Source organism: Gelidibacter algens (assembly GCF_001678675.1).
GTDB lineage: Bacteria > Bacteroidota > Bacteroidia > Flavobacteriales > Flavobacteriaceae > Gelidibacter > Gelidibacter algens.
This window is the reverse complement of record NZ_LZRN01000001.1, coordinates 107,606-132,993: the sequence shown is the minus strand read 5'-3', so window position 1 is coordinate 132,993 and position 25,388 is coordinate 107,606. Positions and strand designations below refer to the sequence as shown.

The 25,388-nt window shown below is 37.6% G+C and carries 18 protein-coding genes and 1 pseudogene; 11 read left to right on the top strand and 8 right to left on the bottom strand.

Annotation, left to right across the window (positions count from 1 at the left end; translation table 11 throughout):
- The first annotated feature begins 466 nt into the window (after positions 1–466).
- The 4 genes from A9996_RS00605 to A9996_RS00595 all read left to right on the top strand — a co-directional run bounded on the left by A9996_RS00605 (position 467) and on the right by A9996_RS00595 (position 2,474).
- Positions 467–859, top strand: coding sequence for a DUF7010 family protein (locus A9996_RS00605; protein WP_248912300.1), 393 nt, complete (start codon positions 467–469; stop codon positions 857–859).
- Positions 831–1,019 carry a hypothetical protein gene (locus A9996_RS21025; RefSeq protein WP_428838879.1) on the top strand — a complete coding sequence of 63 codons (189 nt, stop codon included), beginning with the start codon at positions 831–833 and terminating at the stop codon, positions 1,017–1,019. The genes A9996_RS00605 and A9996_RS21025 overlap by 29 nt, the downstream gene beginning before the upstream one ends.
- 424 nt (positions 1,020–1,443) lie before the next feature.
- On the top strand, positions 1,444–2,034 hold the full coding sequence (locus A9996_RS00600) for a T9SS type A sorting domain-containing protein (protein ID WP_066429725.1): 591 nt from the start codon (positions 1,444–1,446) through the stop codon (positions 2,032–2,034).
- A 41-nt stretch (positions 2,035–2,075) separates the two neighbouring features.
- Positions 2,076–2,474 carry a hypothetical protein gene (locus A9996_RS00595; RefSeq protein WP_066429722.1) on the top strand — a complete coding sequence of 133 codons (399 nt, stop codon included), beginning with the start codon at positions 2,076–2,078 and terminating at the stop codon, positions 2,472–2,474.
- A gap of 86 nt (positions 2,475–2,560) precedes the next feature.
- Here A9996_RS00595 and A9996_RS00590 read toward each other — a convergent pair.
- From A9996_RS00590 to A9996_RS00570, 6 genes and pseudogenes are all read right to left on the bottom strand, one after another.
- Positions 2,561–3,528, bottom strand: a pseudogene (locus A9996_RS00590) (tRNA dihydrouridine synthase).
- 112 nt (positions 3,529–3,640) lie between these two features.
- Positions 3,641–4,264, bottom strand: coding sequence for an MFS transporter (locus A9996_RS20330; protein WP_248912299.1), 624 nt, complete (start codon positions 4,262–4,264; stop codon positions 3,641–3,643).
- Entirely contained in the window at positions 4,194–4,835 is a 642-nt protein-coding gene (locus A9996_RS20325; protein WP_248912298.1) for an MFS transporter, read from the bottom strand. The genes A9996_RS20330 and A9996_RS20325 overlap by 71 nt, the downstream gene beginning before the upstream one ends.
- 539 nt (positions 4,836–5,374) lie before the next feature.
- On the bottom strand, positions 5,375–6,973 hold the full coding sequence (locus tag A9996_RS20775) for a phosphopantetheine-binding protein (protein WP_282955914.1): 1,599 nt from the start codon (positions 6,971–6,973) through the stop codon (positions 5,375–5,377).
- A 17-nt stretch (positions 6,974–6,990) separates the two neighbouring features.
- Positions 6,991–9,339, bottom strand: coding sequence for a non-ribosomal peptide synthetase (locus A9996_RS00575; protein ID WP_066429709.1), 2,349 nt, complete (start codon positions 9,337–9,339; stop codon positions 6,991–6,993).
- Positions 9,340–9,363: 24 nt separating this feature from the next.
- The gene (locus tag A9996_RS00570; RefSeq protein WP_066429706.1) at positions 9,364–10,623 is read right to left on the bottom strand and encodes a HupE/UreJ family protein; all 1,260 of its coding nucleotides are present in this window, start codon (positions 10,621–10,623) and stop codon (positions 9,364–9,366) included.
- Positions 10,624–10,981: 358 nt separating this feature from the next.
- Here A9996_RS00570 and A9996_RS00565 point away from each other — a divergent pair, with 358 nt between their 5' ends.
- The 7 genes from A9996_RS00565 (at position 10,982) to A9996_RS00540 (ending at position 22,025) form a co-directional block, all read left to right on the top strand.
- Entirely contained in the window at positions 10,982–12,553 is a 1,572-nt protein-coding gene (locus A9996_RS00565; RefSeq protein WP_066429704.1) for an amino acid adenylation domain-containing protein, read from the top strand.
- Positions 12,550–12,786 carry an acyl carrier protein gene (locus tag A9996_RS00560; RefSeq protein ID WP_066429702.1) on the top strand — a complete coding sequence of 79 codons (237 nt, stop codon included), beginning with the start codon at positions 12,550–12,552 and terminating at the stop codon, positions 12,784–12,786. Before A9996_RS00565 ends, A9996_RS00560 begins: the two co-directional genes overlap by 4 nt.
- 27 nt (positions 12,787–12,813) lie before the next feature.
- Entirely contained in the window at positions 12,814–16,941 is a 4,128-nt protein-coding gene (locus tag A9996_RS00555; RefSeq protein ID WP_066429701.1) for a non-ribosomal peptide synthetase, read from the top strand.
- A gap of 39 nt (positions 16,942–16,980) precedes the next feature.
- The gene (locus A9996_RS00550) at positions 16,981–17,442 is read left to right on the top strand and encodes a hypothetical protein (RefSeq protein WP_066429694.1); all 462 of its coding nucleotides are present in this window, start codon (positions 16,981–16,983) and stop codon (positions 17,440–17,442) included.
- A 101-nt stretch (positions 17,443–17,543) separates the two neighbouring features.
- Positions 17,544–19,772, top strand: a complete 2,229-nt coding sequence (locus A9996_RS00545; RefSeq protein ID WP_066429690.1) for a TonB-dependent receptor — start codon at positions 17,544–17,546, stop codon at positions 19,770–19,772.
- A gap of 768 nt (positions 19,773–20,540) precedes the next feature.
- Positions 20,541–20,687 (top strand): hypothetical protein, encoded by a 147-nt coding sequence (locus tag A9996_RS20055; protein WP_169817224.1) that lies wholly within the window; start codon positions 20,541–20,543, stop codon positions 20,685–20,687.
- Positions 20,688–21,062: 375 nt separating this feature from the next.
- Complete coding sequence (locus A9996_RS00540; RefSeq protein ID WP_066429687.1) at positions 21,063–22,025, top strand: endonuclease/exonuclease/phosphatase family protein; 963 nt, start codon at positions 21,063–21,065, stop codon at positions 22,023–22,025.
- 380 nt (positions 22,026–22,405) lie between these two features.
- Here A9996_RS00540 and nagB read toward each other — a convergent pair whose 3' ends face one another.
- Entirely contained in the window at positions 22,406–24,334 is a 1,929-nt protein-coding gene (nagB, locus tag A9996_RS00535) for a glucosamine-6-phosphate deaminase (protein ID WP_066429684.1), read from the bottom strand.
- A 10-nt stretch (positions 24,335–24,344) separates the two neighbouring features.
- A complete protein-coding gene (locus A9996_RS00530; protein WP_066429681.1) occupies positions 24,345–25,340 on the bottom strand; it encodes a Gfo/Idh/MocA family protein in 996 nt (331 codons plus the stop codon).
- Between the last annotated feature and the right edge of the window lie 48 nt (positions 25,341–25,388).

Sequence of the window (25,388 nt, the reverse complement as noted above, 5' to 3'; positions counted from 1 at the left end):
AGTTCAACAGACAAAATTAGATACATTGACCCATAAATTTTTATTAATATCTTATATCTATTACATAAAAAAAGTTTATGAATGGTTTGTAACTTGCAACGCCTATGAAGAAATTAAAACTGCTCAATGTTGATTGTTGACTTCAATATTTATCTTAAAAATCAGTAGGAAGATTTTGGTGCGCTTTGAGTATTTCAATTGCCAGAGCAAATGATAAGAAAAGGTAATCAAAATAGCTTAATTTCCCATATTCCCAAGCATCATATCGTTCTGAATACCTAGATCTCAGAAATGTTATCTCTGAATTTTCATAAGAAAACCTGCATTATTTTAAATTCTTTGTACAAAAGTAAAGTTTTGAGAATTCTAATTAACTTTAGTAAGAATCAGACAAAGCTTTAACCGGGGAACACTGTACGTTTTGATTGATAAAAAATTATATAAACCAATTAACTGTAACTATAAAATGAAAGAAATCATTGAGACTCTAGAAAAACAGAAACAGGAGTTTAAGCAACGAAAACTTTTGGCTTCGCCATTAGCAGGGTTATTTGCTTGGCTTGCAGTAGGGATTTCGGGCCTATTTTTTTCAGACACGATATCAGTATGGGTTCTATTTATTGCTACAGGATCAATTGTCTATTTAGCCATGGCAATATCAAAACTGACAGGAGAAGATTTTCTCGATAAAAGCAGACCTAAAAATACGTTCGACAAACTATTTTTTCTGACTGTCGCACAGTCAATTTTGGTTTACGCCATAGCTATCCCATTTTTTTTTACAAGATTATACTTCACTTCCGTTAACTGTTGGAATTTTGACCGGATTGATGTGGCTTCCCGTGACATGGATTATTGACCATTGGGTTGGTTTATTTCATACACTAACGAGAACCTTCTCTGTATTGACACTTTGGTATGTATTTCCAGAAGACAGATTTATATACATTCCTTTTGCAATTGTGATACTTTATATTGTAACAATTTTCATTTTGAAAAACAGAAAAACAAACAAGTAATGACTTGAATACAAGATGCTTAATTAATAAAAAATCGATAAATAAAATAAAGTAAAAAATGCATAGAATATTATGGATTCTTGTAGGCATAAATGTTATTGCGTTACTCGGTTTCATCGTATTTTATTGGTCTCAGATTTAGTTAAAACTCTGTACTTTAGTGCTCGCTTTAGCTTCTAAAAATTTTGACACGAATTTCACGAATTTTCACGAATTCATTGGTTCATTGGTTCATTGAAAATACAGTCGTAAATCATTTACTGTAAATTTCACGAATGCAACAGACTTTCAGTCTGTTTTAAAAAATCTATGGCACTTTAGTCCATAGTGATTTAGTTTGTAACTCTATTGAAAATGTGGATTTTAAGAATTAAATTAGAGCGCACATACAATTATTAATTAATCATTATTAAACAATTAAATCATGAGAACAAAATTACTTACCATGCTAACATTCTTCGGAGTATTATGCGCAAATGCACAAACAACTTACAATCTAAACTGGTTTACTGGGATCGGTCCGAATGTAGATTTGACCATTGAAACTGGCGACACAGTCATCTGGACTTGGACCAACCCTAACCACACCGTGGAAAATAACCCCGGAAATTCTGTGGAGACCTTCAGTAGTGGCTTTTTAGGTCCAGTTGGTTCTACCTTTTCACATACGTTTACAGTAATAGGCGCAAACGATTATTTATGTAGTATCCATGGTACTGCAAGTATGTCTGGAACGATAACTGTGACCAGCAATTTGGGAGTTGACGAAAGTGAACTGAAGATTTTTAATATCGTTTCCAATCCCGCTACTGATATGCTAGTGATTGAGTTACCTCAAAGTATCAACAATGGTCAATTGTCCATCCATGATTTGCAAGGCAAAAGCATCCATAGTCTCCCATTTAATGAAAAACAATCGATTAGCATCAATGTGTCCGACTTTAATGTTGGTTTGTATCTCATATCCATAGAATCTGGAAGTCAAAAGCAAACGCAACGATTTATCAAGAATTAAGTGAAATTTATTAATCTCACCATAATTTAAAAACAAGGACCATGAAACCACGAATCAAAATCCTTCTATTACTCTTAATGGTTATCCATATTGGATGTGATACCGATGTTGAATCACTACAAATTAATGAATCCGACAAATTGGTTGGCCATTGGATAAAGCCTGTTGCCAATGATACCGAGCTGAAATTAGACCGCGCTAACGCATTAAAAAAAGATGCATATGGCATATCTTTTTTAACAGAAAGCAATTGTATTGAAAGAAGTTCTGGCTGGTGTGGTACGCCACCACTCATCTTTGCAGATTTTCAAGGCTCTTGGAAAAGAAATGACTCAATTATCACCATCACCATTGATAACGGAATGAATGGTTTGGAAGCTATTAATTGGAAAATTAAAACCTTAGATGACCAATCTCTTGTTATAGAAAGGCTACGGTAAAAAGAACATTAAACTACAGAGCACAATCATTAAGTATTCGGTTTTATCAATAAAAAAAGTTTGGCCTATTCGATAAAGATAGTTTTTTAGAAAGAGCTCCCAACTTTCATCTCTGTATTTAAAATTTGACTTACTGCTTGTCTATATTTAATAGGGTTTGCAGCTTTTTTTATTCGCTTTATATGTTTTTTGGGGGTTGGATGTCGATTGGGAAAAGAACTCCCAAAAACCTAACATTTTCTATTTTTATGGGTGTTGGTCCAGACAAGTAGTCATCGTATTGTTCGTAAATAGTGTCATGGAATTCTGAAAAAATAGACCATCGGTTTTTGGGATATTCCGTAGTATTATTTTTTATCATACTTGGCAAGAAAGGATCGGCAATTAAGCCACGACCAATCATAAAGTGATCGATGCTTGGAAACCGTTCTTCCATAGCTTTAAAAGCAGAAACGCTAGTAATATCCCCGTTATAGTACAACTTGTGCTTGGTACTGCTGATGCATTTTTCAAAGGCATCCAAATTTACGGGCCCTGTGTACAGCTGCTTTCCAATTCTGGCATGGATCGCAATATTTTTAAGCGGATACCTATCTAAAATAGGAAACGCATCTAGAATTTCTTCGGCATTATCATATCCCATTCTCATTTTCATGGAAACCAAAATATCTGTTTCGTTGTGTGCTCTGTGCAAGACCTCGTTAATTTTGTTAGGATTGCAAATTAAGCCAGAGCCCATACCAGATTTAGTAACCATGGGATAAGGACATCCCAAATTCCAATTTAATTCTTTATAGCCTAAACTTTGCACGTATTGGGCAACATATATAAACTCATCGGGATCATTAGTGATTACTTGCGGAATCACCTCTAAAGTCGAGTTATTTTCTGGCAACAAATCGTTTTGATAGGATTGCTTAATTTTTAGCTTTCCATTAAGCCTAATGTATGGCGCATAAAACGTATCGATGCCACCAAAATAATGGTTGAAGGCATTGCGAAACCTATAATCTGTAAAACCCTGTAAAGGTGATGAAAGTAGTGTAAAAGCCATCTTGATATTTAGAGGGGCAAAGATAGGATAATTGATGGACGGTTTGGGAAAAGGTGTCTTATATGAATTTGTAATATTTTGAACAAAATCTTACTGGAATTTTCCTTTCCCATTATTTCTTTACTTGGTTTCTAAAGTTGTCAGGCTTAGGAATTGTCCAGAAGTATAGCACAATAATTAGGGTGGCAATTGCAGTTATTAAAAAAGTCATTGTTGCTCCAAATTGAAACCAAATAAGTCCTGCAAATGTACTTGCCAACATTGTGCAGATGCTTTGGAATCCTGAAAATGTGCCGATAGCGGTGGCGGTATCTTTTTTGTCTGTAATATTTGAAATCCACGCTTTTGAAATTCCTTCTGTTGCAGAGGCATAAATGCCATAAAGAAAAAACAGTCCAAAAAATAAATACAGATTTGTGTTGGCTGACATCCCAAAATAGACCACAGAAAATAACACAAGCCCAATTATAAAGATCTTTTTCAATCCCACTTTGTCGGCAATGATGCCTATTGGAAAAGCAAACATTGCATAAATAAGATTGTAAAAAATATAAACACCAATGACCATAGTGTCATCAAGTCCTGATTGTTTTGCTTTTAAAAAGTAAAAAAACGTCAGAACTATTAAAAAGTAGTAAAAGCAAGAAGTCCAACGACCTAATTTTTTATATGCTATTGGGCTTACTTTCCAATAGTTTAGAAACGAGAAAAATGGTGTAGAAACTTTTGGTTTCATCTCTTTTGTCCTTTTGTCCTTCAATAAAAATGAAGCCAAAACTGCAAGTAGTCCAGGTATAAAGGCGAATAAAAAAAAGTGTTTTGTAATTCTCTGGAAAATAATACAGATAAACCAAAGCCAAAGAAGGACCAATAACCGCACCCAAGGTGTCCATTGAACGGTGAAAGCCAAAAACCTTGCCTTTGGCTTCTGGCGTTGCTTCGTCTGAAAGTATAGCGTCTCTTGCTCCTGTTCTAATTCCTTTTCCGAAACGGTCAATTGTTCTAGCAAAGAAAATCCAAAGTGGATAAATAAAAATGGCCATCATTGGTTTTGAAATCGCACTAAACGCATAACCAATTTGAACAAATGGCACTCTTTTTCCTGAATTGTCTGAAAGTTTGCCGAAATAGCCTTTACTCAAACCTGCTGTCGCTTCTGCAACTCCTTCAAGTATTCCAATAAGCACAATGGAAAAACCGATTGATTTTAAGTAAATCGGCATAATAGGATACAACATTTCACTGGCTGTATCTGTAAACAAACTTACCAATGATAAAATCCAAACTGTTTTTGTTATGTATTTCAATGTATACTTTTCGAATGTGTGTTCAGTTTGCAGCTATTGATCTCAACTATATATTAACTCAAATATAAGTGTTTAAAGATCTAAGATCTTCGTCAGTAAGAGCAAATTTATGGATTTGATTTTTTATTCTTTTGACTAAGCTTAATTTTCTATGCTATGCTCCTAGGTGTATTGGTATGAGGCTTATCTTTTTTTGGCATATGCAGATAATCCAATAAAAAAGCACTCTATATGTCTAAAACTAACGAAGATTAGGTCCGATAAATTAATTCCCAAATGATCTGTATGAATTCAAAATAGGTAGCACACAAACTTTGGGATGCTCTTTCGCCTGAATATAGCTTTCATAACAAGACTGCTGCAGATATATTTACCTCTTCTATTAGTCATGAAACGAACTTCTAAATATGCCGTTTTCTTGGGGTCTGGTCAAGATTGAAAAAACCAAAAACAAGCTGCTTTTTCTGTTAATTCCATTCTTCTGAAACACTACAAACTGTTTGCATCAACTCATTATCTTTGTTGAGCAGGAGCATTTTTTATGTTTTATCCAACATGCACTGTTCAATATCTTCAGCTACGTATGCCAAGTTATTTCCATTGAACAAATTACTATGACTGCCTTTTGTTTTCAGTAAGCGAACACCGCCACTAGCAAATTCATGCCAAGAGTTGATAGTTTCCCTGTTTAGACTTTCATGGGCTTTTTCCGTAAGAATCAATGAAATTTCTCCATCGAATACTTCCCATTGGTAGGTTAAGGACAATCTTTCTAGGTTGGTTTGCAATTCCTCCAATGTGTTTTCCTTATTTCCTCCATAATTTTTCATCCGACGTGAAGCGTTATTCAAACGTATTGTAATCATATTTTTAAGTGAGGAAAATGGACTTTTCAAAAGTCTATTCACAAATACAACCATTCGAACCTTAATGCGATGTGGCGTATTCAATGACCAAGGTTTTGCCATGGTATCCATGACTATCAAATTACATTTTTCACCTGAGCGTTTAAATTTCATCGCCATTTCATGCCCTACCGAAGCACTAAAGCAGTACACCATAATATTATAGGGTCCTTCAGCTTGAACAGATTTTATTGCCTTGATATAATCATTTGCCATTTCAGATATCGTAGCATGCATCTTATGTTTTTTACCGTACATACCTGACGCCTGAATACCATACAATGGTCTATCAGGATCAATATAATCCGCCAATCCTTTATAAAAAAATACATTTCCTCCACCTGCATGAAGACAGAACAAGGGTTTTTTGTTGCCCGTTTTACGAAAGGGCACCAAATAATCCCATAGCTCATCCTGCCCCTCATTTTCTAAGACAAAATTCTCAAGCTCTCTAATTGTTTGGTATTCAAAAATCTGGTTGGGAGATAGAATAACACCTTCCTTTCTGGCCATGGCGAGCATTTGTATGCTTTGGATGGAATCGCCACCGATTTCAAAGAAATTATCGTTAACACCTACAGCGGTGAGACCAAGTACGTCCTGCCAGATTTCCGTCAATTTTCTCCCAATGTCACTTGTAGGCAAATCATGATCATTCACAACACCTTGTGATGAAGGTCGTTCAAGGAGCAAGAGAGATTTTTTGTCGATTTTGCCATTCGGCAGTAATGGCAATTCTGCTATAGTGAAAATGGCAGATGGAATCATAAAGTCAGGAAGCATCTTCTTCAAATCCGCTTTAAGCTCCATCATATTCAGTTCTTCTGCAGTCTCTACAAATGCAATCAGTCTTGTAGTCGAACTCTTTTCTTCTACCAATACCACCACATTATTGACGGCTTTGTTTTTAAGTATTGCTTTTTCAACCTCATCAAGTTCAATCCTGAAGCCGCGTATTTTGACTTGTTCATCAACACGACCCAAAAATTCGATATTCCCATGCTGGTCATAACGTCCACGGTCACCCGTTTTATACAACTGGTCATTAGTAACGTTGCTAAACGGGTTATTTACAAAGGCCTTCTCATTTAACTCAGGCCTATTAATATAACCACTGGTAATGCCAGGGCCTCCAATATACATATCGCCTATGGCTCCAAAAGGCACTAAACCCAAATTTTCATTTAATACATATATTTTCGCATTGGCCACAGGCTTTCCAATTGGGACCACTTTAGCATCACTCTTTTTTATATGATAAGCGGTACACCACACGGTCCCCTCAGTAGGGCCAGTTTCTCAAAATGTAAGTTGCGTAACGAAGGCAAACAGGTCTCACCCGCTACAATCACCGCTTTCAAGCTGGTCAAATTAGAAACCGAACCATGTTCAAGAATCAACTTATATAGGGAGGGCAGCATAAGGGTATGTGTTGCAGAATGCTTAGATATCAGACCTTCAATTTGCGCTATATCTTGTTCTGCTTGTTTCTCAGTAATGACTAGATTACCGCCCGTGCATAATGTCCAGAAAATACCAGCCTTTGAACTATCAAAAGAAATTGAAGACATCAATAAAAAAACCTCAGGAATTTCAGGGTAAAAATCTAAACGCCCAGCGGTTGAATTAATAATGTTTTTATGGGAAATTGGAACGCCCTTCGGCCTGCCCGTACTCCCTGATGTATATATGATATAAGCAACATCATCTTCTCTTACGATTGGGAGACTTGGGACAGGGCGGTCTTTAGAAACTTCAATAGCATCAATACATAGGATTTGCTGGCCAGATCCCTCAAAATATTTCTCTAAGAGTGTTTGAGTAATCAATAGGTTGCATCCGGCATCTCTCAAAATAAAATCCAAACGGTCTTTCGGATAATTTGGGTCAAGTGGCACATAACCACAACCCGCCTTTAATATACCGAGCAAGCCAATAATCATATCGAGAGATCTGTCTACACTCAAGCCTATAATCTCATTTCGACTTTTTGTATGTTCAAGTATTGCTATGGCCAAGGCATCGGCCTTCTCGTTTAGTGTTTGATACGTTAGAGATTCGTTTTTGTAGGTCAAGGCCGTTTGGTGTGGAAAAGTTTTCCCAACCGCTTCAATAATGTGATGTATGCCCTGATATTCTTGAAAGGAGCCTATGCCTAGATCAGGATCCTGAAAAAAGAAATTTCTTTCTTTGATCGTCAACATGTCAATATCTAAAATCTTCTGATCTGGATTTGTGGTCACCGCCTCCAGTAACAGTGTCAGATGCTCCTGAAATTGGATAATTGTTGATTCCTTAAAAATATCGCTGGCATATTCAAATCCGCAGGAGAGTCTACCTTCTTGATTTGCAACATACAGTGTCAGATCAAACTTCGATACGCCTGGGTTGAAGAACGAATGGGAAAGCTCCATTGCAGAGCCAAAGGAAGGCGACTTTTGCACAGCATGATAAATAAACATCACACGAAAAAAAGGATTGACGCTCAAGGACCTTTGTGGGCTGAGTTCTTTGACCAATACTTCAAACGGTACATCTTTGTTAGCAAAAGCGTACAATGTTGTCTCCCTTACGCTTTTTACAACATCCGCAAAAGTCATTTCCGGCATCACAGTGGTGCGCAGAACAATTGTTTCATCAAAAAAGCCAATGATGTTCTCCAAGGCCTTGTTTATCCTATGCGAAATTGGTGAACCAATCAAAATATCTTTCTGTCCACTGTATTTATGAAGTAACAGATAATAAACCGCCAGTAACAAAACATACGGTGTGGTCTCCAAAGTTTTAGATAAATCCAGTACACGTTTGGATAAGTCATCTGAAAATTTTGACCTATATGAGGTGCCTTTATACGTTGGTCTTGGTGGTTGAGGGTAGTCTGTTGGCAGATCTAAGGTTGGAATCTCACCACCCAATTTCACTTTCCAATAGGCAACTTGGCCGGGATCCAATGCTTTATTCCTCTGCCAAAACGCATAATCGGAAAATTGAAGCTCGTTCTCTTCCTTCACACTACTATCGTTTGAAACAAACGCACGATACTCATTACCCAAAGCTTTTAAAAATAAATCCATAGACCATTTATCAAAGATAATATGGTGCATGGTCATCAAAAAGACATGCTGAGATACGCTTAGTTTTATTAAGGTAGTTCTTATGAGTGGAAATTCGGCCAAATTGAAAGGACGCGTTGCATCTGATAACAGGGTTTCAATTTTGTGTTTTTCTCTATCTTCTGAAGACTCCTTACTTAAATCAATTATATTCAGTTTGACCTCAACACCGCAGTGAATGACCAGAACGGGCTTATCGTCTTGGTAGGGGTAAGTAGACCTTAAAATACTGTTGTCTTCAACTACTTGTTTTAAGCTATGCGCAAATGCCTCATTGTTTAATTGGCCCGTTAACATAAAACTTTCTGAATAGTTATAAACGGGGTTTTCAGGCAGTAAGCGCTGTAAGAACCACAACCTTTGCTGCCCACTGGTAAGCGGAATGGGAAGTCCCAGGGGCACTTTGGAAATAGAGGTTTGCAGCGACTTTTTTTTATCGCTGTTCTTCCATGTGTCTAATAATCGCTGCGTTTTTTTTGAGTCCACTTACTTATTTTTTTACGATACGCATTATTTTAAACCTGACCATTTGGCGAGTGGAAGCAGTTTATTCAACAAATATTCATCCAACGGAAAATCGACATCAAAAAGTCGTTCTATCATCCAATACATAGAAATTACTATTAAAATTACGGACATCCCAACCATGAACTTCGGATAGAATCTGAGTTTCCTCATCAGAAATAGAAAGGGAAATATTAAAGCGATGATCACAACCTGTCCTATTTCCACCCCAATATTAAAGCCAAAGAGTGATAGCGAAAGATTTTCGCCCTTAAAGCCAAGTTCGCCCAAAACAGTAGCAAAACCGAAACCGTGAAAGAGCCCGAAAACAAACGCAATAATCCAATCTCTACCTTTAAAAATAGGTCTGATGTTATGAAAGGCTGCAAGCCCTATGGAAAAGGCAATAATCGATTCTACCAGCCAAGAAGGTAAAACTATAATTTTTAATGAAGCTAAACTTAACGTAATGGTATGGGCGATGGTGAAAAACGTAACGATTTTCAAAATATACAAAAATGCAGGTCTAAATTTCTGTACCGGCTGCCATCCCCAGATGCGATACCCTGAATCTTCAACAGCGCCCACTCCTCCCCCTAAAAGTGAACTTCTCCTTCTTACAACCGATGGCAATATCAATGCCAACAAAAAGAGCACATGATCCATTCCTACCCAGATATGCAACATCCCTTGCTTTATCATTGCCAAGAAACCTTTCCAAACAGAGGTGTCCGTTAAATCCAAATTTTTAGTCCTGTGGCTAGTGGTAAAATCTAACGCAATAATTTTCTCGTTATTGATTAGTCCCGCCTTCCAATTATATTCTATTCCAAGACCATTTGTATGCATAGGATTCTCATCTAAAAATACCGAGAAACTTACCTCCAAATTATCGGGTACCGTTTCCATATTTTCCAGATAAAAATCAGAGACAACAAACGAGCCTGAACTTATCCATAAAATACTCATCTCATCAGTAAACGCAATCTTATGTTCTCCGTATCGCGAAGTAAATGAGGCGTGTTTTGAAATATATGACCTGATTACCTCCTTATAAACCTCAACCTCCTCCAAAGTTGGGTGCAACTTTAGATCAAGACCTAAATATTTCTTTAAATCTTCGACGCCGAGATCAAAATGACCTTCAATACCCCCAGTTTCATAGACCCTAAGATAAACTACACTTCTATCAGGTTTATGGGCATAAGTGAAAATTGGTATTAAAAAAAGCAAAATGAAAGTAATCTGTAGATGTAACTTTCTCATAAGGTATTGGTTAGTTTAAACTGGTTGTAGTTAAGACCAAATATTTGTTTAAGCTATAGTTCTGCAAATAAATTATCAAAATCTTTAGAAGATAAGATTACTATTGATTTTAAATACTTTTTTGATAAGATTGATAGTTTAAACAGTTTATGTGTCTCAAATAAATATGATACTAATTTAACAAATTTGTCACGTAATTGTTGTTTTTTCGACCAACTTACGGTTTTAATGGTTTAGGGACACCCCCTATTTTTGATAACCTCATAATCTTGATTTAACTTAGTCATTTACAAAATTAGTGGATTGTCAGCAGGAATATATTGATGAAAAACCATTCCATATAATTAATTTATGATACATGCTTTATAATATTACGAATTTAATCGAGCAATCGGCAGTCCGTTACCCTGAAAAAGATGCGTTTAAATGTTTAGACGACTCTATTTCTTACAAAGCATTAGATAGCAAAGCCGATCAGCTGGCGTCTTACCTTTTAGACAAAGGCCTTATCAGAGGAGATCGCGTGGCTATTTTTATGAATCGTTGTCTTGATACCGCCGTTGCATTTTACGGCATTCTTAAGTCTGGCGGAGCTTTCGTAGCTATTGACCCGTTTTTACCTTTAGAAAGAATACTTATAATTTTAAATGATTGTGGGATAGAACATATCGTTACAACGCCAGCGCAAACTAGAAAAATAAAATTAATTACTCAAAAAGCCCCTTTTCTTAAATCCATAGTTGGCCTCTCGGAAAATTTAGACGTAAAGACCGTTTCTTGGGAAGCTATCTTTTCTAGGACATTGGATGATTATTCACCGGCCAGAATTTTAGAACATGATCTGGCCTCTATTTTATATACTTCTGGATCTACCGGAATGCCCAAAGGAATTATGCACTCCCATCACAGTTTGCTGAGCTTGGCAAAGCTAGAAGCCGATTTACATAATTTAGACAATAGCGATATCATCGGAAATTTTGCGCCACTGCATTTTGACCAATCGCTTTTTGGGTACCTATCAGGACCCTTAGTAGGAGCCACAACGGTAATTTTTCCCGATTCTTACGTAAAGCTTCCCGCAAGTTTATCAGCATTGGTAGCCAAGGAAAACATTACGATTTGGTTTTCTGTACCCCTGATTTTGATACAGGTTTTATTGCATGGGCATATTGAAAAACATGATTTCAGTGCTTTACGATGGATAAGGTTTGGGGGCGAAGTATTTCCCGTTAAGCAGCTTAGGCAGTTGATGCTGAAATGGCCACATGCCAAATTCATCAACTCCTATGGGCCGTCAGAACTAGCACGATGCACCTACTATATTTTAGAGAAACCACCCGAAACTGACGACCCGATACCCTTGGGTACCGTTTGGAACAATACCGAATTCAAAATCTTGGACACTGACGATCAACCGGTAAATAATGGCGAACCTGGAGAACTAGTGATCAGAACAGCCACAATGATGATCGGTTATTGGAATAGAAAAGAACTTACTGAAAAATCCTTTTTCAAAATAGAAATGGCTCCTGGGTATGATCATATTTATTATAGGACGGGCGATTTGGTTTATGAGAATGAACAAAAAGAGCTCATGTTTTTAGGGCGAATAGATCGTCAGGTAAAACTTAGGGGGTATAGAATTGAGTTAGACGACATTGAAGCCATCTTATTAAAAAATGAACTCATCACCGAAGCGGCCGTAATAGTGGTGAAAAAGGATTTAGAAATAAGAGAACTTGAAGCAGTGGTTTGTTTAGCAGATGGAGCGAAAATCAACGCCGATGATGTTATTGATTTTTGCAAACTATTCCTTCCCTCCTATATGGTACCACAAAACATTACTATTATGCACAAATTTCCAAGAACAGGAACCGGAAAAATAGATCGAAATAAAATAATCGAACTGCTTGAAACACAAACTTTATGAACGAAAAGATCATTACTTATATTAAAGACGAACTTTCTATTGAATTTATAGAAAGCATAGATATGGATGAAGACCTCTTAGGAAATGGTATCGTCGATTCTTTGGGAATGATGAAACTAGTGGTCTTCTTGGAAAATGAATTTCAAGTAACTATAAATCCAGAGGATATGACGGTCGAAAATTTCAATTCTGTCCGCAGCATATCTACCTATCTATCAAAACCTCAAATCTAAGTTTTTTAAGTCACAAATAATTTATACATGAAGCTAAAGCTCACCGCAAGTCAAATGTCTCTCTGGGTCGGTCAAAAAATGAATCCAGACGTTCCTTTATATAACACGGCCTATTCTTATGAGATATCAGGTGCCATTGATAAGCAAATCTTTGAGAAGGCTTTTCAGTTGCTCATCGATACTACTGATGCGTTGAGAATTCGGTTTTATGAAGAAGATGGAATTCCATATCAAGAGGCAAAGGATAAATTGGACTATAACATAGAAGTCATCGATTTTTCTTCTGACCCAGAATTTAATATGATCTCAGATTGGCTCCTGAACCGCAGTTTGAAAAAGTTGGATTTATCGCAGCAAGTTTTTGACACTGTCCTGATCAAAAAAAGTGAGAACACATATATCTGGTTCATGAACATGCACCATTTGATTACCGATGGGGTATCTCGAAAAATCATTTTCGATAGAATGAATAAATATTATGAAGCTCTATCGGGTCATCATGACGGAATTCAACCCGTTGATAGCGCCTCGTATCTAGACTATGTCAAATCTGAATTGGATGCAGCCAGTTCGAAAACCCACGAAGACAGCTATTGGTCTTCCAAGGTCCGTGATATAGAAAAAATCCATTCCTTTTATGGTATTCATCCCAAACCAGATGCGACGGAAGCCTCAAGAGTCTTTCTTCATTTGGGGCGAGAACGTTCACAAAAATTACAACTCTTTTTACAACGTCCTGAAGTAAAGGGATGGACAGCACAATTAGCCTTGTTCAATGTCATGTCAACCCTACTGTTCATTTTTATGTATAGGGTCAGTGGCCAAAAAAAGTTATCTATCGGAGCGCCTTTGCACAATAGGATCAGCAGAAAGTTTCATCACACCGTAGGCTACTTTCTTGAGATTTTCCCCATGTTGACAGAAATTGATGACGCCGATAGTTTCAAAACGCTGTTACAGCGTGTTAAACTTGAAAACAGCGACAACCTAAAACACGCGTTACAGGATACGGTGACGTCTGAGATCAGCAACAGCTTTAATGTAGTCCTCAATTATATACATACCGGCTTCTCCAATTTCAATGGTTTCAAAACTACCTCCGAATGGATTTACACTGGTCATATTGATAGTAACCATCAAATGAGATGTCATGTCATGGTCCCTGAAACAAATGGAGAATACAAGATAATGCTAGACTTGAATCACGGTACTTTTGATCATGAGCTGCAACAAAAGGTGCCTAACCATTTGCTAAGTCTTCTCGATGCCATGCTTCAGGATATTGAAATGGATATTTCAGTGCCCAGTTTAGTAACCCCTAAAGAGCAAAAATTACTTATAGACCCTGATTTTAAAATAGTTGAACCAACAACAACTGCACTTACCTACTTTGAAGAAAATGCCTTAAAAAGACCTAATTCGGTAGCCTTACAGGGCGACAAACAAACATTAACCTATTCTGAGCTGAACAAGAAAGCCAATCAACTTGCTCATTATTTGTATGAGAAAAAAATACTTGAAAACCAAAAAGTAGCACTTCATTTTTATAGAAATCCAGAGTATATTATTGCGGTTTTAGCGGTTTTAAAATTGGGCGCCACTTTTATACCTATACCCTCTGACCAACCCTCTGAACGTATTAGGTTTATTATCGGAAATTCGGATGCCTCACTGGTATTGACCGAAAGTGGATTGATCAAAAACTTAGATATAGACTCAAACCGATTATGTGATATAACCAAGGAACGCTCAGAAATCTCGAAACAGCCGTTTACGGCCATTCAATCGGATTTAAAAAAGAATGACATGGCCTATATCTTATATACATCGGGCAGTACTGGTAAACCTAAAGGCGTTCGCATATCCCACAGCGCTCTTAGCAATTATTTGGGTTGGGCAAAGGCAGCTTACAACATCAATGAAAAATCGATTTTCCCCTTATTTAGTTCCATCGGTTTTGACCTCACCATCACTTCGACGCTGTTACCATTGATTAGTGGTGGCAGAATTATAACCTATAAAGAGAACACTTTTGGTGCCGATATGAGCCTGATGCAGGTTTTTGAAGACAACATGGTGAATACCATTAAACTGACACCTTCGCACTTGGCTCTTGTTCAAGAAAAAAAAATCAGTTCTTCCTACATCCATACCATGATTATTGGTGGTGAAGACCTTAAAATAGCCCTTGCAAAATCTATGCAATCTGCATTCCCCAATCCGTTAAGAATCTTTAATGAATATGGTCCAACCGAGGCTACTATTGGCTGCATAGTGAGTGAATTTGACTCTCAAAAACATCTAGGAACATCCGTCCCAATAGGTACGCCAATCGCGAATATGCAAGCCTATGTTCTGGATAGCCATAACAATATAGTGCCCCAAGGTGTTGTTGGAGAACTATATTTGAGCGGCATCGGTTTGGCGGAAGGCTATGTCGATGCTCCTGAAATGACAGAAGCTAAATTTGTCGCAAATCCTTTTTTTAAAGATTCTAAAATGTACCGTTCTGGTGACTTGTGCCGAATAAACGGGAACGGAGAATTTGAATATTTAGGAAGAACCGATGACCAAGTAAAATTAAGAGGGTATCGTATCGAGTTATCTGATATCGAATCGAATCTTGTCAATTATCCAGAAATTGACCTCTGTGCCGTTGTATTGATAGAAGACAAAACGTCTATTCCTGAAGAAGACGTGGTGAATTGTATAGAATGTGGGCTTCCTTCAAACTATCCCAATACTGATTTCAACGAAAACGGGGTATGCCATCTCTGTACGGCATTTGAAAGTTATAAAGTGAAAGCTGAACGCTATTTCAAAAACGATGATGAGCTGCTCCAGGTGTTGACTTCCAAAAGAAATCAAAATCCTAACTATGACTGTATTTCGCTTTTGAGTGGTGGTAAAGATAGTACCTACGTCTTGGCCAGATTGGTCAATATGGGCTTAAGGGTGCTGGCTTTTACGATGGACAATGGCTACATTTCTGATCAGGCCAAAGCAAATATTGATACCATCATTAAAAAATTAGGTGTGGACCATGTTTATGGAGAAACACCTCATATGAACGACATTTTTGTCGATAGTCTGCACAGGCATCATAATGTGTGCAACGGTTGCTTTAAAACGATATATACCCTCAGTACCCAAATAGCTTTAGAAAAAGAGATCCCCTTTATCGTAACCGGTCTTTCAAGAGGTCAATTTTTTGAGACGAGACTGACCGAAGAATTGTTTTGGGACGAAGCGTTAGATACCAAGAAGATTGATCAAACCATTCTAGAGGCCCGAAAACTTTACCATCAGGAAGACGATGCCGTGAAGAAACTTTTAGACGTTTCTATGTTTGACGACGATAAGCTTTACGAAAAAGTGGAATTCGTGGATTTCTATCGTTTTAGCGATGTGAGTCTTGAAGAACTGCTCGTGTATTTAAAGGAGAATGTAGGCTGGGTTCGACCTACTGATACTGGTAGGTCTACCAATTGTCTCATCAACCAAGTCGGAATTTATGTCCATAAAAAAGAAATGGGCTATAGCAATTATTCATTTCCGTACAGTTGGGACGTCAGATTAGGACATAAAACACGTGACGAAAGTCTTGAAGAAATCAATGAGGTTATTGACGAGACCGAGGTTAAACGTATTATGAAAGAAATCGGTTATGACAAATCCGATGATGATTGGCAGAATTCTGACAAACTGGTAGCCTATTATACTGGTAACCCCAATTTATCACTAAAGGACATTAGAGAATTCGCAGAACAAAGACTGCCTTCCTATATGGTGCCCACCGTTTTTAAGCATTTAAACGAAATTCCCTTAACCAAAAACGGCAAAGTCGACAAAAAAGCTTTGAAAAATCTAACTAGCGTTCAATTGGAATTAGACACGCCTTATGCAGCCCCAAGAAACGAAATAGAAGAAATTTTGGAACGTATATGGCAAGAAGTTTTACAACTTAAAAAAGTTGGTATTTATGATAATTTTATTGCTTTGGGAGGACACTCTTTGGCCGCCATTCGTGCAACGGCCAGAATTAATGACGAAATTGAATTAAATTTCCCTTTGAATAAAATCTTTGAACTACCCACTATTGCAGAATATAGTGCATATATAGAACAAACATTAATGGCACTTTTAGAAGAATAAAACCTTCTAACTTAAGTTTTCGTTAATATAGCATACCCTATGAACCTCAGTCACAAAAAAGGCTTGAAGCCCTGCGTTATGAACTATTTGGCATTGCTCATAGGGCTTTGCTATTTGGCCAATCCTTTACATCATGAAATAAGCTCCGTTTTTCATGAAATTTCGCATGTAGCCAAAGCTCCTAGTGGTCTCATTGGGCATGACTCTGTTTCCGAACAGGAAGGTATCACGCATTCCTATCATGAACATGATCTATCGCTAAAAGAGCACACGCATGTAGCAATTGACCTTTATGAATCCCTATTCAATACGTCAGACGACCATGATTCCGACAACGAAACAGTACCAAGCATTGATAAGTTGGACAAACATATTACCACCCATGCCTACACTTCACCACAAATACTTATGACATTTTTTAGAGGCGAATACAATCCGCTTATCAAAAAAGTCACAGCCGGTTATTTAAATATGAGCAAGCAACCTCCGCAATTTTCTTGAACGCTTTAGGTTGCCATCTACATGGCGACTCAGCTCCCCTCCTATTATCAAATTTATTTTCCAATTCGCAATAATCCATTTGCATAAAAAAACAGTGCACAATGATAAAATATTTTACAGTTTTATTTACTCTTTTAGGGAGTATAATGTATGCCCATAACCTGAGTGGCACAGTTGCATCACAAGGTAATGAAGCACTAGAAGGCGTCAGTGTTTATAACAATACCACTGGGGCATATACCCATTCCAATGTTTCCGGATATTTTGAACTCGATGACATATCAGTAGGAGACATCATCTCCTTTTATGGTCTCGGCTATAAAAAACACCAATTAACCATCGCTGAAAACCAGTTGGATGGCTTCATTAAAGTCGTTCTTGAAGAGTCCGCCGTATCTTTAGATCAGGTCGTTTTGGTTTCTAAGGTAAATGTCTTGAGTAATTTTGTGAATGTTGACGTCAAAGCCAACCCAGTAAAATCTTCACAAGAGATTCTAAGAAAAGTACCAGGCCTGATCATAGGCCAGCATGCAGGGGGCGGAAAGGCGGAACAAATATTCTTAAGAGGTTTTGATATTGACCATGGCACCGATATTACTATAGATGTTGATGGACTTCCCGTCAATTTGGTTTCTCATGCACATGGTCAAGGTTATGCTGACATGCACTTTATCATTCCTGAAACGATTGACAATATCGATTTTGGAATGGGACCCTATTACGCACAAAAAGGTAATTTCAATACTGCCGGTTATATTGATTTAAAAACGAAGGAAAAAATCGACCAAAACCTTATATCTGTTGAGGCAGGTCAGTTTAACTCGATCCGAACTTTGGGAATGATGAAAATATATCAAGGCGACTTTGCAAACGCCTATGTCGCCTCAGAAATGGTGCTGTCAGATGGTGCTTTCGAATCACCACAAGATTTCAATCGATTCAATGTTATGGGTCGATACCATTTTAACAATCGTGAAGATCAAGAGTTGAGTTTGACACTTTCCCATTTTCAAAGTAAGTGGGATGCTTCGGGTCAAATACCTCAACGAGCTGTTGATCAAGGTCTGATTACTCGGTTTGGCGCTATCGATGATACTGAAGGAGGCAATACCAGCAGGTCTAACATTATCGTAAATCATTCACAGCAACTTGATGAGCACTCAAGAATAAAATCGAAAGCTTTTATTTCTGCATATGATTTTGAATTGTTTTCGAATTTCACTTTTTTCTTGGAAGATCCGGTAAATGCAGATCAGATACGCCAGACGGAAAACCGTACCATTATTGGGGCAGAAACCAGTTATGAACATTCAATTCATGTAGGAGACCACGACTCACAGTTGAAGTATAACACCGGAATTGGTTTTAGATATGATGACATTAACGATGTTCAACTTTCCCGAACTAAAAATCGGCAAACTTTGTTGGAACGTTTGGCATATGGAAACACCGATGAGCTAAATCTATACGGCTACCTTGACCTTACTTATAAGAAAAACAAATGGACCATCAATCCTGGCCTTCGTCTCGATTACTTCAGATTTGATTATATTAATTTGCTTACGGAAACATACGACAACAAAAGTGAAGACAAAGTGTTTTTAGGCCCTAAACTAAACGTTCTTTACGCCGCGTCTCCCAACTTTCAAGTGTTCGCAAAATCAGGAATTGGTTTTCATTCCAATGACACCAGGGTAGTGACCGCTAACAATGGGAAAGAAATTCTTCCACTCGCTTTTGGAGTCGATTTTGGAGCTATTTACAAACCTATGGGAAAATTAGTGCTCAATGCTGCTCTTTGGACGCTATACCTACAACAAGAATTTGTGTATGTAGGTGATGCTGCCATAGTAGAACCCAGTGGAAAAACACAACGTTGGGGCGTTGATTTTGGATTGCGATACCAACTGGCTGATTGGCTATACCTAAACGGTGATGTGAACTATACCCATGCTAGAAGTGCTGAAGAGCCAGAGGGACAAGATTACATACCCTTAGCACCAAATCTTACGTCATCGGCTGGACTTAATTTTAGGGATGTTGGTGATTTTTCTGGCGGAATAAACTATCGCTTCGTAAATGATAGGCCTGCTAATGAAGATAATTCCATCGTGGCCAAAGGTTATCTTGTGACAGATATGAACCTTAATTATTCTATTAAGAATTGGACGATTGGTATCATCATTGAAAATTTATTCGATACCGAATGGAACGAGACCCAATTTGCCACTGAAAGTAGGTTGTTTAACGAGGCAGCGTCAGTTGAAGAAATTCATTTTACACCCGGCACCCCGTTTTATGCAAGAGGCAAGATATCCGTTAGGTTTTAGTTGCGCTTACCCTATTATAGATTATTATTATTATTATTATTATTATTTCATTAGTGTCCGGTAAAACAAAAAAAGTTAATACACCCATTTAAAGGAAGGGATTCCACGAGATTTTCAAAATGACACCTTGACATTTAGAAACTACTACTACCGAGAGTGATGGGGTGATTTTAATTTAAACGATAGATATTAGTCAGTTAGTTGCAATCAAGTCTTTGTTCTATATTCTAGAAGCGCAGCGGTCTTGATTCTTTATCGGACAATAGTTATTATTATTATTATTATTATTATTATGAGTTTCTTAGCGGAAGAGGCCGTCTGGCATTAACAAATATCAAGTAAAAAAGCGACCCTTTTCGAAGTCTTATAAACGGCGAGAAGTTGAACATGTCGATACTATCGACTCCACTACACTCACCACAATGTTATGAGAGAAAACATCAAAATCCGTCAAGCTTACTTGAACGGATTTTGTTGTTTTCAGAAAACGACCATTACAAACAGGCCGTTGAAATCTCGAATTATTAGATGGTCTTAATTATCCACTAACAAAATGTTAAATAGCGTTAATACCTCCACAATGTGATCTAAAAATTTGTAGCTTGAAGAACAATTGTCAATAAAACCCGCTAGAATACACCCTATCGGTTATAGTGAATCAAAAAATTCCGGTCTCAAAAAATTGTACATTTTTCAGGAGATATAATTCAAACAGCTGAATTGAAAACTACAAATAAGTAATTAATTAATAATCTAAAAATAAACATTATGAAAACACCAAATTATGATAACACAGTAGGAAAACATCCAATTCCACATGCGAAAGGGATAGCTAAAGACGAAACTTCAGATATAGAGAAGCAGAAAAAAGAAGCCGCAAATAAAAAAGCTAGAAAAGAAGAGGAGGAAGAATAACTTGCTTTTTTACTTATACGTAGTATTAACTTATAACAAACAGGTTAATCTCTACAATTACATCAAAATTAATCGTAATTTAAAACAAGAAAAGCGCGATCGATAAATATTCGATTGCGCTTTTCTTATGACTAAATAGTTGGAAAAAAAATCCAAAAGATCGCACCTGCCCATTGGTATACAGAATAGGAGTGAAAAATTAAATTCTATTCAATAAAAAAGGATATTTAATGGCGAAATGGAATTTGAGGATTCAAACTATGTCATGCTCAATACTATTACGACAACCCCAAGTACAACACGTCAATATACTGAAATTCAATTTTTTATATAGTGTACTGAACATCTAAAGCAATATTGCATTATATTTAGAGTATGATTTCTATAACAGACATACCACCGATTGCTGTCCAGGAAAATTTGAATTTGTTAATAGCAGATTTAAACTCTAAAATTCCATCCAAACAGTTGGATAGAAATCTTCTAATTGCCACATGGAACATACGCGCATTTGGAAATTTAACCCGAAAATGGGATTCTGATGATGACGATTCTCCTAAACGTGATTTACATTCCGTTTTATGTATTGCCGAAATTATAAGTCGTTTTGATATCATTGCCGTACAGGAGGTAAAGGATAATATCAGAGCCTTGAGAGATACCCTTAAAGTTCTTGGAGAAAACTGGTCATTTCTACTTACTGATGTCAATAAGGGCAAGGTGGGCAATGGCGAACGTATGGCATATCTTTTTGATACAAGACGCGTACGGTTATCAGGATTGGCAGGAGAATTGGTGGTCCCTGAGGAATGGGAAGAAAATATTGGAGACCACGCATTATCGAAACAATTTGTAAGATCTCCTTACGCAGTGAGTTTTCAGTCAAACAAACACACGTTTATATTAGTCACTTTGCATATCCTATATGGCACAAGTCCAGAAAGCCGAATCGAGGAATTGAGAGGGATTGCCAAATGGCTTTCAAGTTGGGCAGGTAATATCAACGCCTATCATCAAGATTTGATTGCCTTGGGAGATTTTAATATTGATGAGCGTGGTGATCTTTTAGAAAGAACCTTTCTTTCAGAAGGATTGTACATCCCTCCACAACTTCAAAATGAGCGCGTCACAAGATCCATCTTCAACGCCACAAAATATTATGATCAGATTGCTTGGTTTAACAGTCAGACCAACGGACCTAAACTTTCTATGGAATTTTTAAGTGGCGGCAATTACGACTTTGTTCCATTTGCCCTTCAAAACCGTCAATTAACAAAAAACAGTTTGTCCTGGCTTATTTCAGATCACTATCCCTTGTGGGCAGAGTTTAAAATTTGATTTCTCTGCACAACCACAGTATCATCAACGTCATGATTTTGAACATGGTATTTTGATAAAACCCCATAAACTTATTGTGGTTTACGGGGTTTCAATATTCACTAACAAATGCACTTAAACTATATTTGGTTGAGGTAGTGCATTTTTCTAATGATCGATAAATTATGATAGTTTTTGCTGATTTTCAAACCGAACTCCTCGCACTAACGCAACAGAAGTATTTTAGAAGTAGTGTAGGATTACCAACTCTTTCTTTCTTTACCCCCATATTCCCAGGAATAAAATTAAGGGTGAGGTCCCTGGAAACCGTAGACATAGAATAGCCTCTCATTCAGGACAAGGTTTTCATGGTTACTTCCATCATAACTATTTTCTTATAATTAAAAATGCCATCTTACAAAGGCCTCCATTGCGGCATAATGTGACAAGCCCAGTTGATCATAGAGTTCAGCAGTTTCTTTGTTTCGATCTTCAGCACGTTGCCAAAACTCTCTAGAATCTGAACCTTGGAATACCACACCATCTTTTTGCGATTGGTGCTTAAAGATTCCGTTACGTTTTTCCAATACCTGATCAGGACTCATTGGCACTGCCATTTCAATTTCGTCAACACCCCACTCTTGCCATGCGCCTCTATAAAGCCACACCCAGCAATCTTTCATAAATGGTTTTGACTTTAACCTCCTGACAGATTCAAAAACAGCATCCAAACATACTTTGTGCGTGCCGTGAGGATCAGCTAAATCTCCAGCAGCATATATTTGATGGGGTTTGATGCTTTCAATCAAATCTACCGTCAACTGAATATCCTCTTCGCCCAAAGGATTTTTGTCGATAGTCCCAGTTTCATAAAATGGCAGTTCCATAAAGTGAATTTGCTTATCTGTCAATCCGATAAAATGACTGGTCGCCCGAGCTTCACCCTTTCTAATCAATCCTTTGATATATCGTGATTCTGGAATATCCATTTCACTTGGTTTTTTATCCTTGAGAGACTTTACCATTTTCTTTTGGATCTTTTCGGTTTCCTCATTCTGAATACCAAATTTATCATTGTAGTCGCACACAAAGCTTGCAAATCTTAAGGCCTCTTCATCTGCTACGGCAATATTTCCTGAAGTTTGGTAAGCCACATGCACTTCATGACCCTGTTCGTGAAGTCTTCTAAAAGTACCCCCCATACTGATAATATCATCATCTGGATGCGGACTGAAGATCAAGACACGTTTTTTGGCAGGCTCGGCACGTTCTGGTCTTTTGGTATCTTCAGCATTTGGTTTGCCTCCTGGCCAACCAGTAATGGTATGCTGTAAATCGTTAAAAATTTTAATGTTGATATCGTAACCCTGTCCAAAATCGGCCAACAAATCACTCATTCCATTCTCAATATAATCTGCATCGGTGAGCATTAGAATTGGTTTTTTGAGATGCAGGGCCAAACCTGTTACCGCTTTTCTGATAAGCTTATCGGTCCACGCTACCTTTTCAACCAGCCAAGGCGTATTGATACGTGATAACTTAGATGCCGCTTCTTTATCGAGCACAAAAGTTGCATTGTTATGTTCTTGTAAGAAAGATGCCGGCACCTGATTGGTTATCTGCCCTTCTACTGATGTTTTGATGATGTTGGATTTACCTTCACCCCATGCCAACAAAATAACGCGTTTGGCTTCCATGATTTTTTTGACGCCTAAGGTAATAGCCGTTCTTGGGGTATTTGATAGGCCCGCAAAATCTTTACTGGCAGCAACTCTTGTAATATGGTCTAAAGCCACCAAACGGGTTTTAGAGTTTTGAAGGGATCCAGATTCGTTAAAACCAATATGTCCATTACCACCTATACCCAAAACTTGTAGGTCGATACCTCCAACGGCTTCAATTCTCGATTCGTAGCGGCTACAATAATCAGCAATGTCTTCTTTAGGCAATGTTCCGTCAGGGATGTAACAGTTTTCTGGAAGAATGTCTATTTGGTCAAATAGCAACTTCTTCATAAAGCGCACATAACTGTTAACAGCGTCGGGCTGCATTGGATAGTATTCATCCAAATTAAACGTCACCACATTTTTAAAGCTCAAACCTTCTTCTTTGTGCAATCGCACCAACTCAGCATACAGCCCTTTTGGTGAAGAACCTGTTGCCAATCCTAGCACACAAGGTTGTTTTTGTGATTGTTTCACCTTAATAAGTTTCGCTATTTCTTTAGCGACAGCCTTCGAAGCTGCTTGAGAATCTTCAAACATTAATGTATCAATGCTTTCAAACCTTTTTTCAAAACCAGTCGCTTTATCAATTGTGCTTTTTAACATGCCTATGTATTTAATTATTAATGACTTCAATTTTATTTTTCAAGATGCGTTCCATTACCCAAGCGGTGTGGGCTGCCGTTTCTCCGGTTGATGGATGCATCGCATTTTCCAGCAAATTTGCTTTCATATTTTGAACATGATGCCATTGCACGTGTTCCGGATGTGCGATGTTTAGACGTTTTGTTTCATCATCACGTTCCAAAATGATAGGATCCTCTCCAAATACAGAGAAGGTAATATTGCCTTCATTACCATAAATTTTAACGACATCCTCACGTTTGTCTGCACCAAAATCCCAAGTGCCAAAACCCGTAACTCCCGAGCTATGTTTCCAATGGCCTGTGATGTTATCTTTAGCGGTGTAAAGACCCAGTTTATTTTCCGCCATTCCTTCTGCGCTTTTTATGCTACCCAATAAGAACACAATTAAGTCCAATCCGTGGGAAGCCAAATCATCAAAATAGCCGCCAGGTGCAATAGTGGCATCTGTGCGCCAATTGTATGATCTTGATTTATCCATGGCGTTGGCCGGTTTGCTAAAGTGCCAATGAATGTGTCTTATGCTTCCTATTTTATGTTGATCGATCCATTCTTTAATTTGTAAAAACCTTGGTAACGATCTTCTGTAATAGGCTACAAACAAGGGTAATTTTCTATCCTCAAAAGCTGCGTTGATTCTTACACAGGCCTCATAGCTTGGTGCCATTGGTTTTTCAATGCAACATATTTTACCCGCTTCTGCTACTTTTAAGGCATAATATTCATGCGAATCGGGTGGCGTGGCAATATAAATGGCGTCAATTTCTGGGTGATTGATGAGTGCCTCAGCATCATCATAAAAGTGAGGCACGTGATGTCTTTTGGCATAATCCTTTGCTTTAGTGATATCTCTTCCCATCACAGCATAAAGCTCAAAGCCTTCCGTTTTTTGATAAGCAGGCGCACTTTTTAGCTCGGTCACGCTGCCACAGCCAATCATTCCCCATTTATAGACTTTGTTCTCCATAACTTTCAAAATCGTGCACTTCTTTTAACTCCAAAAATTGAACTCATA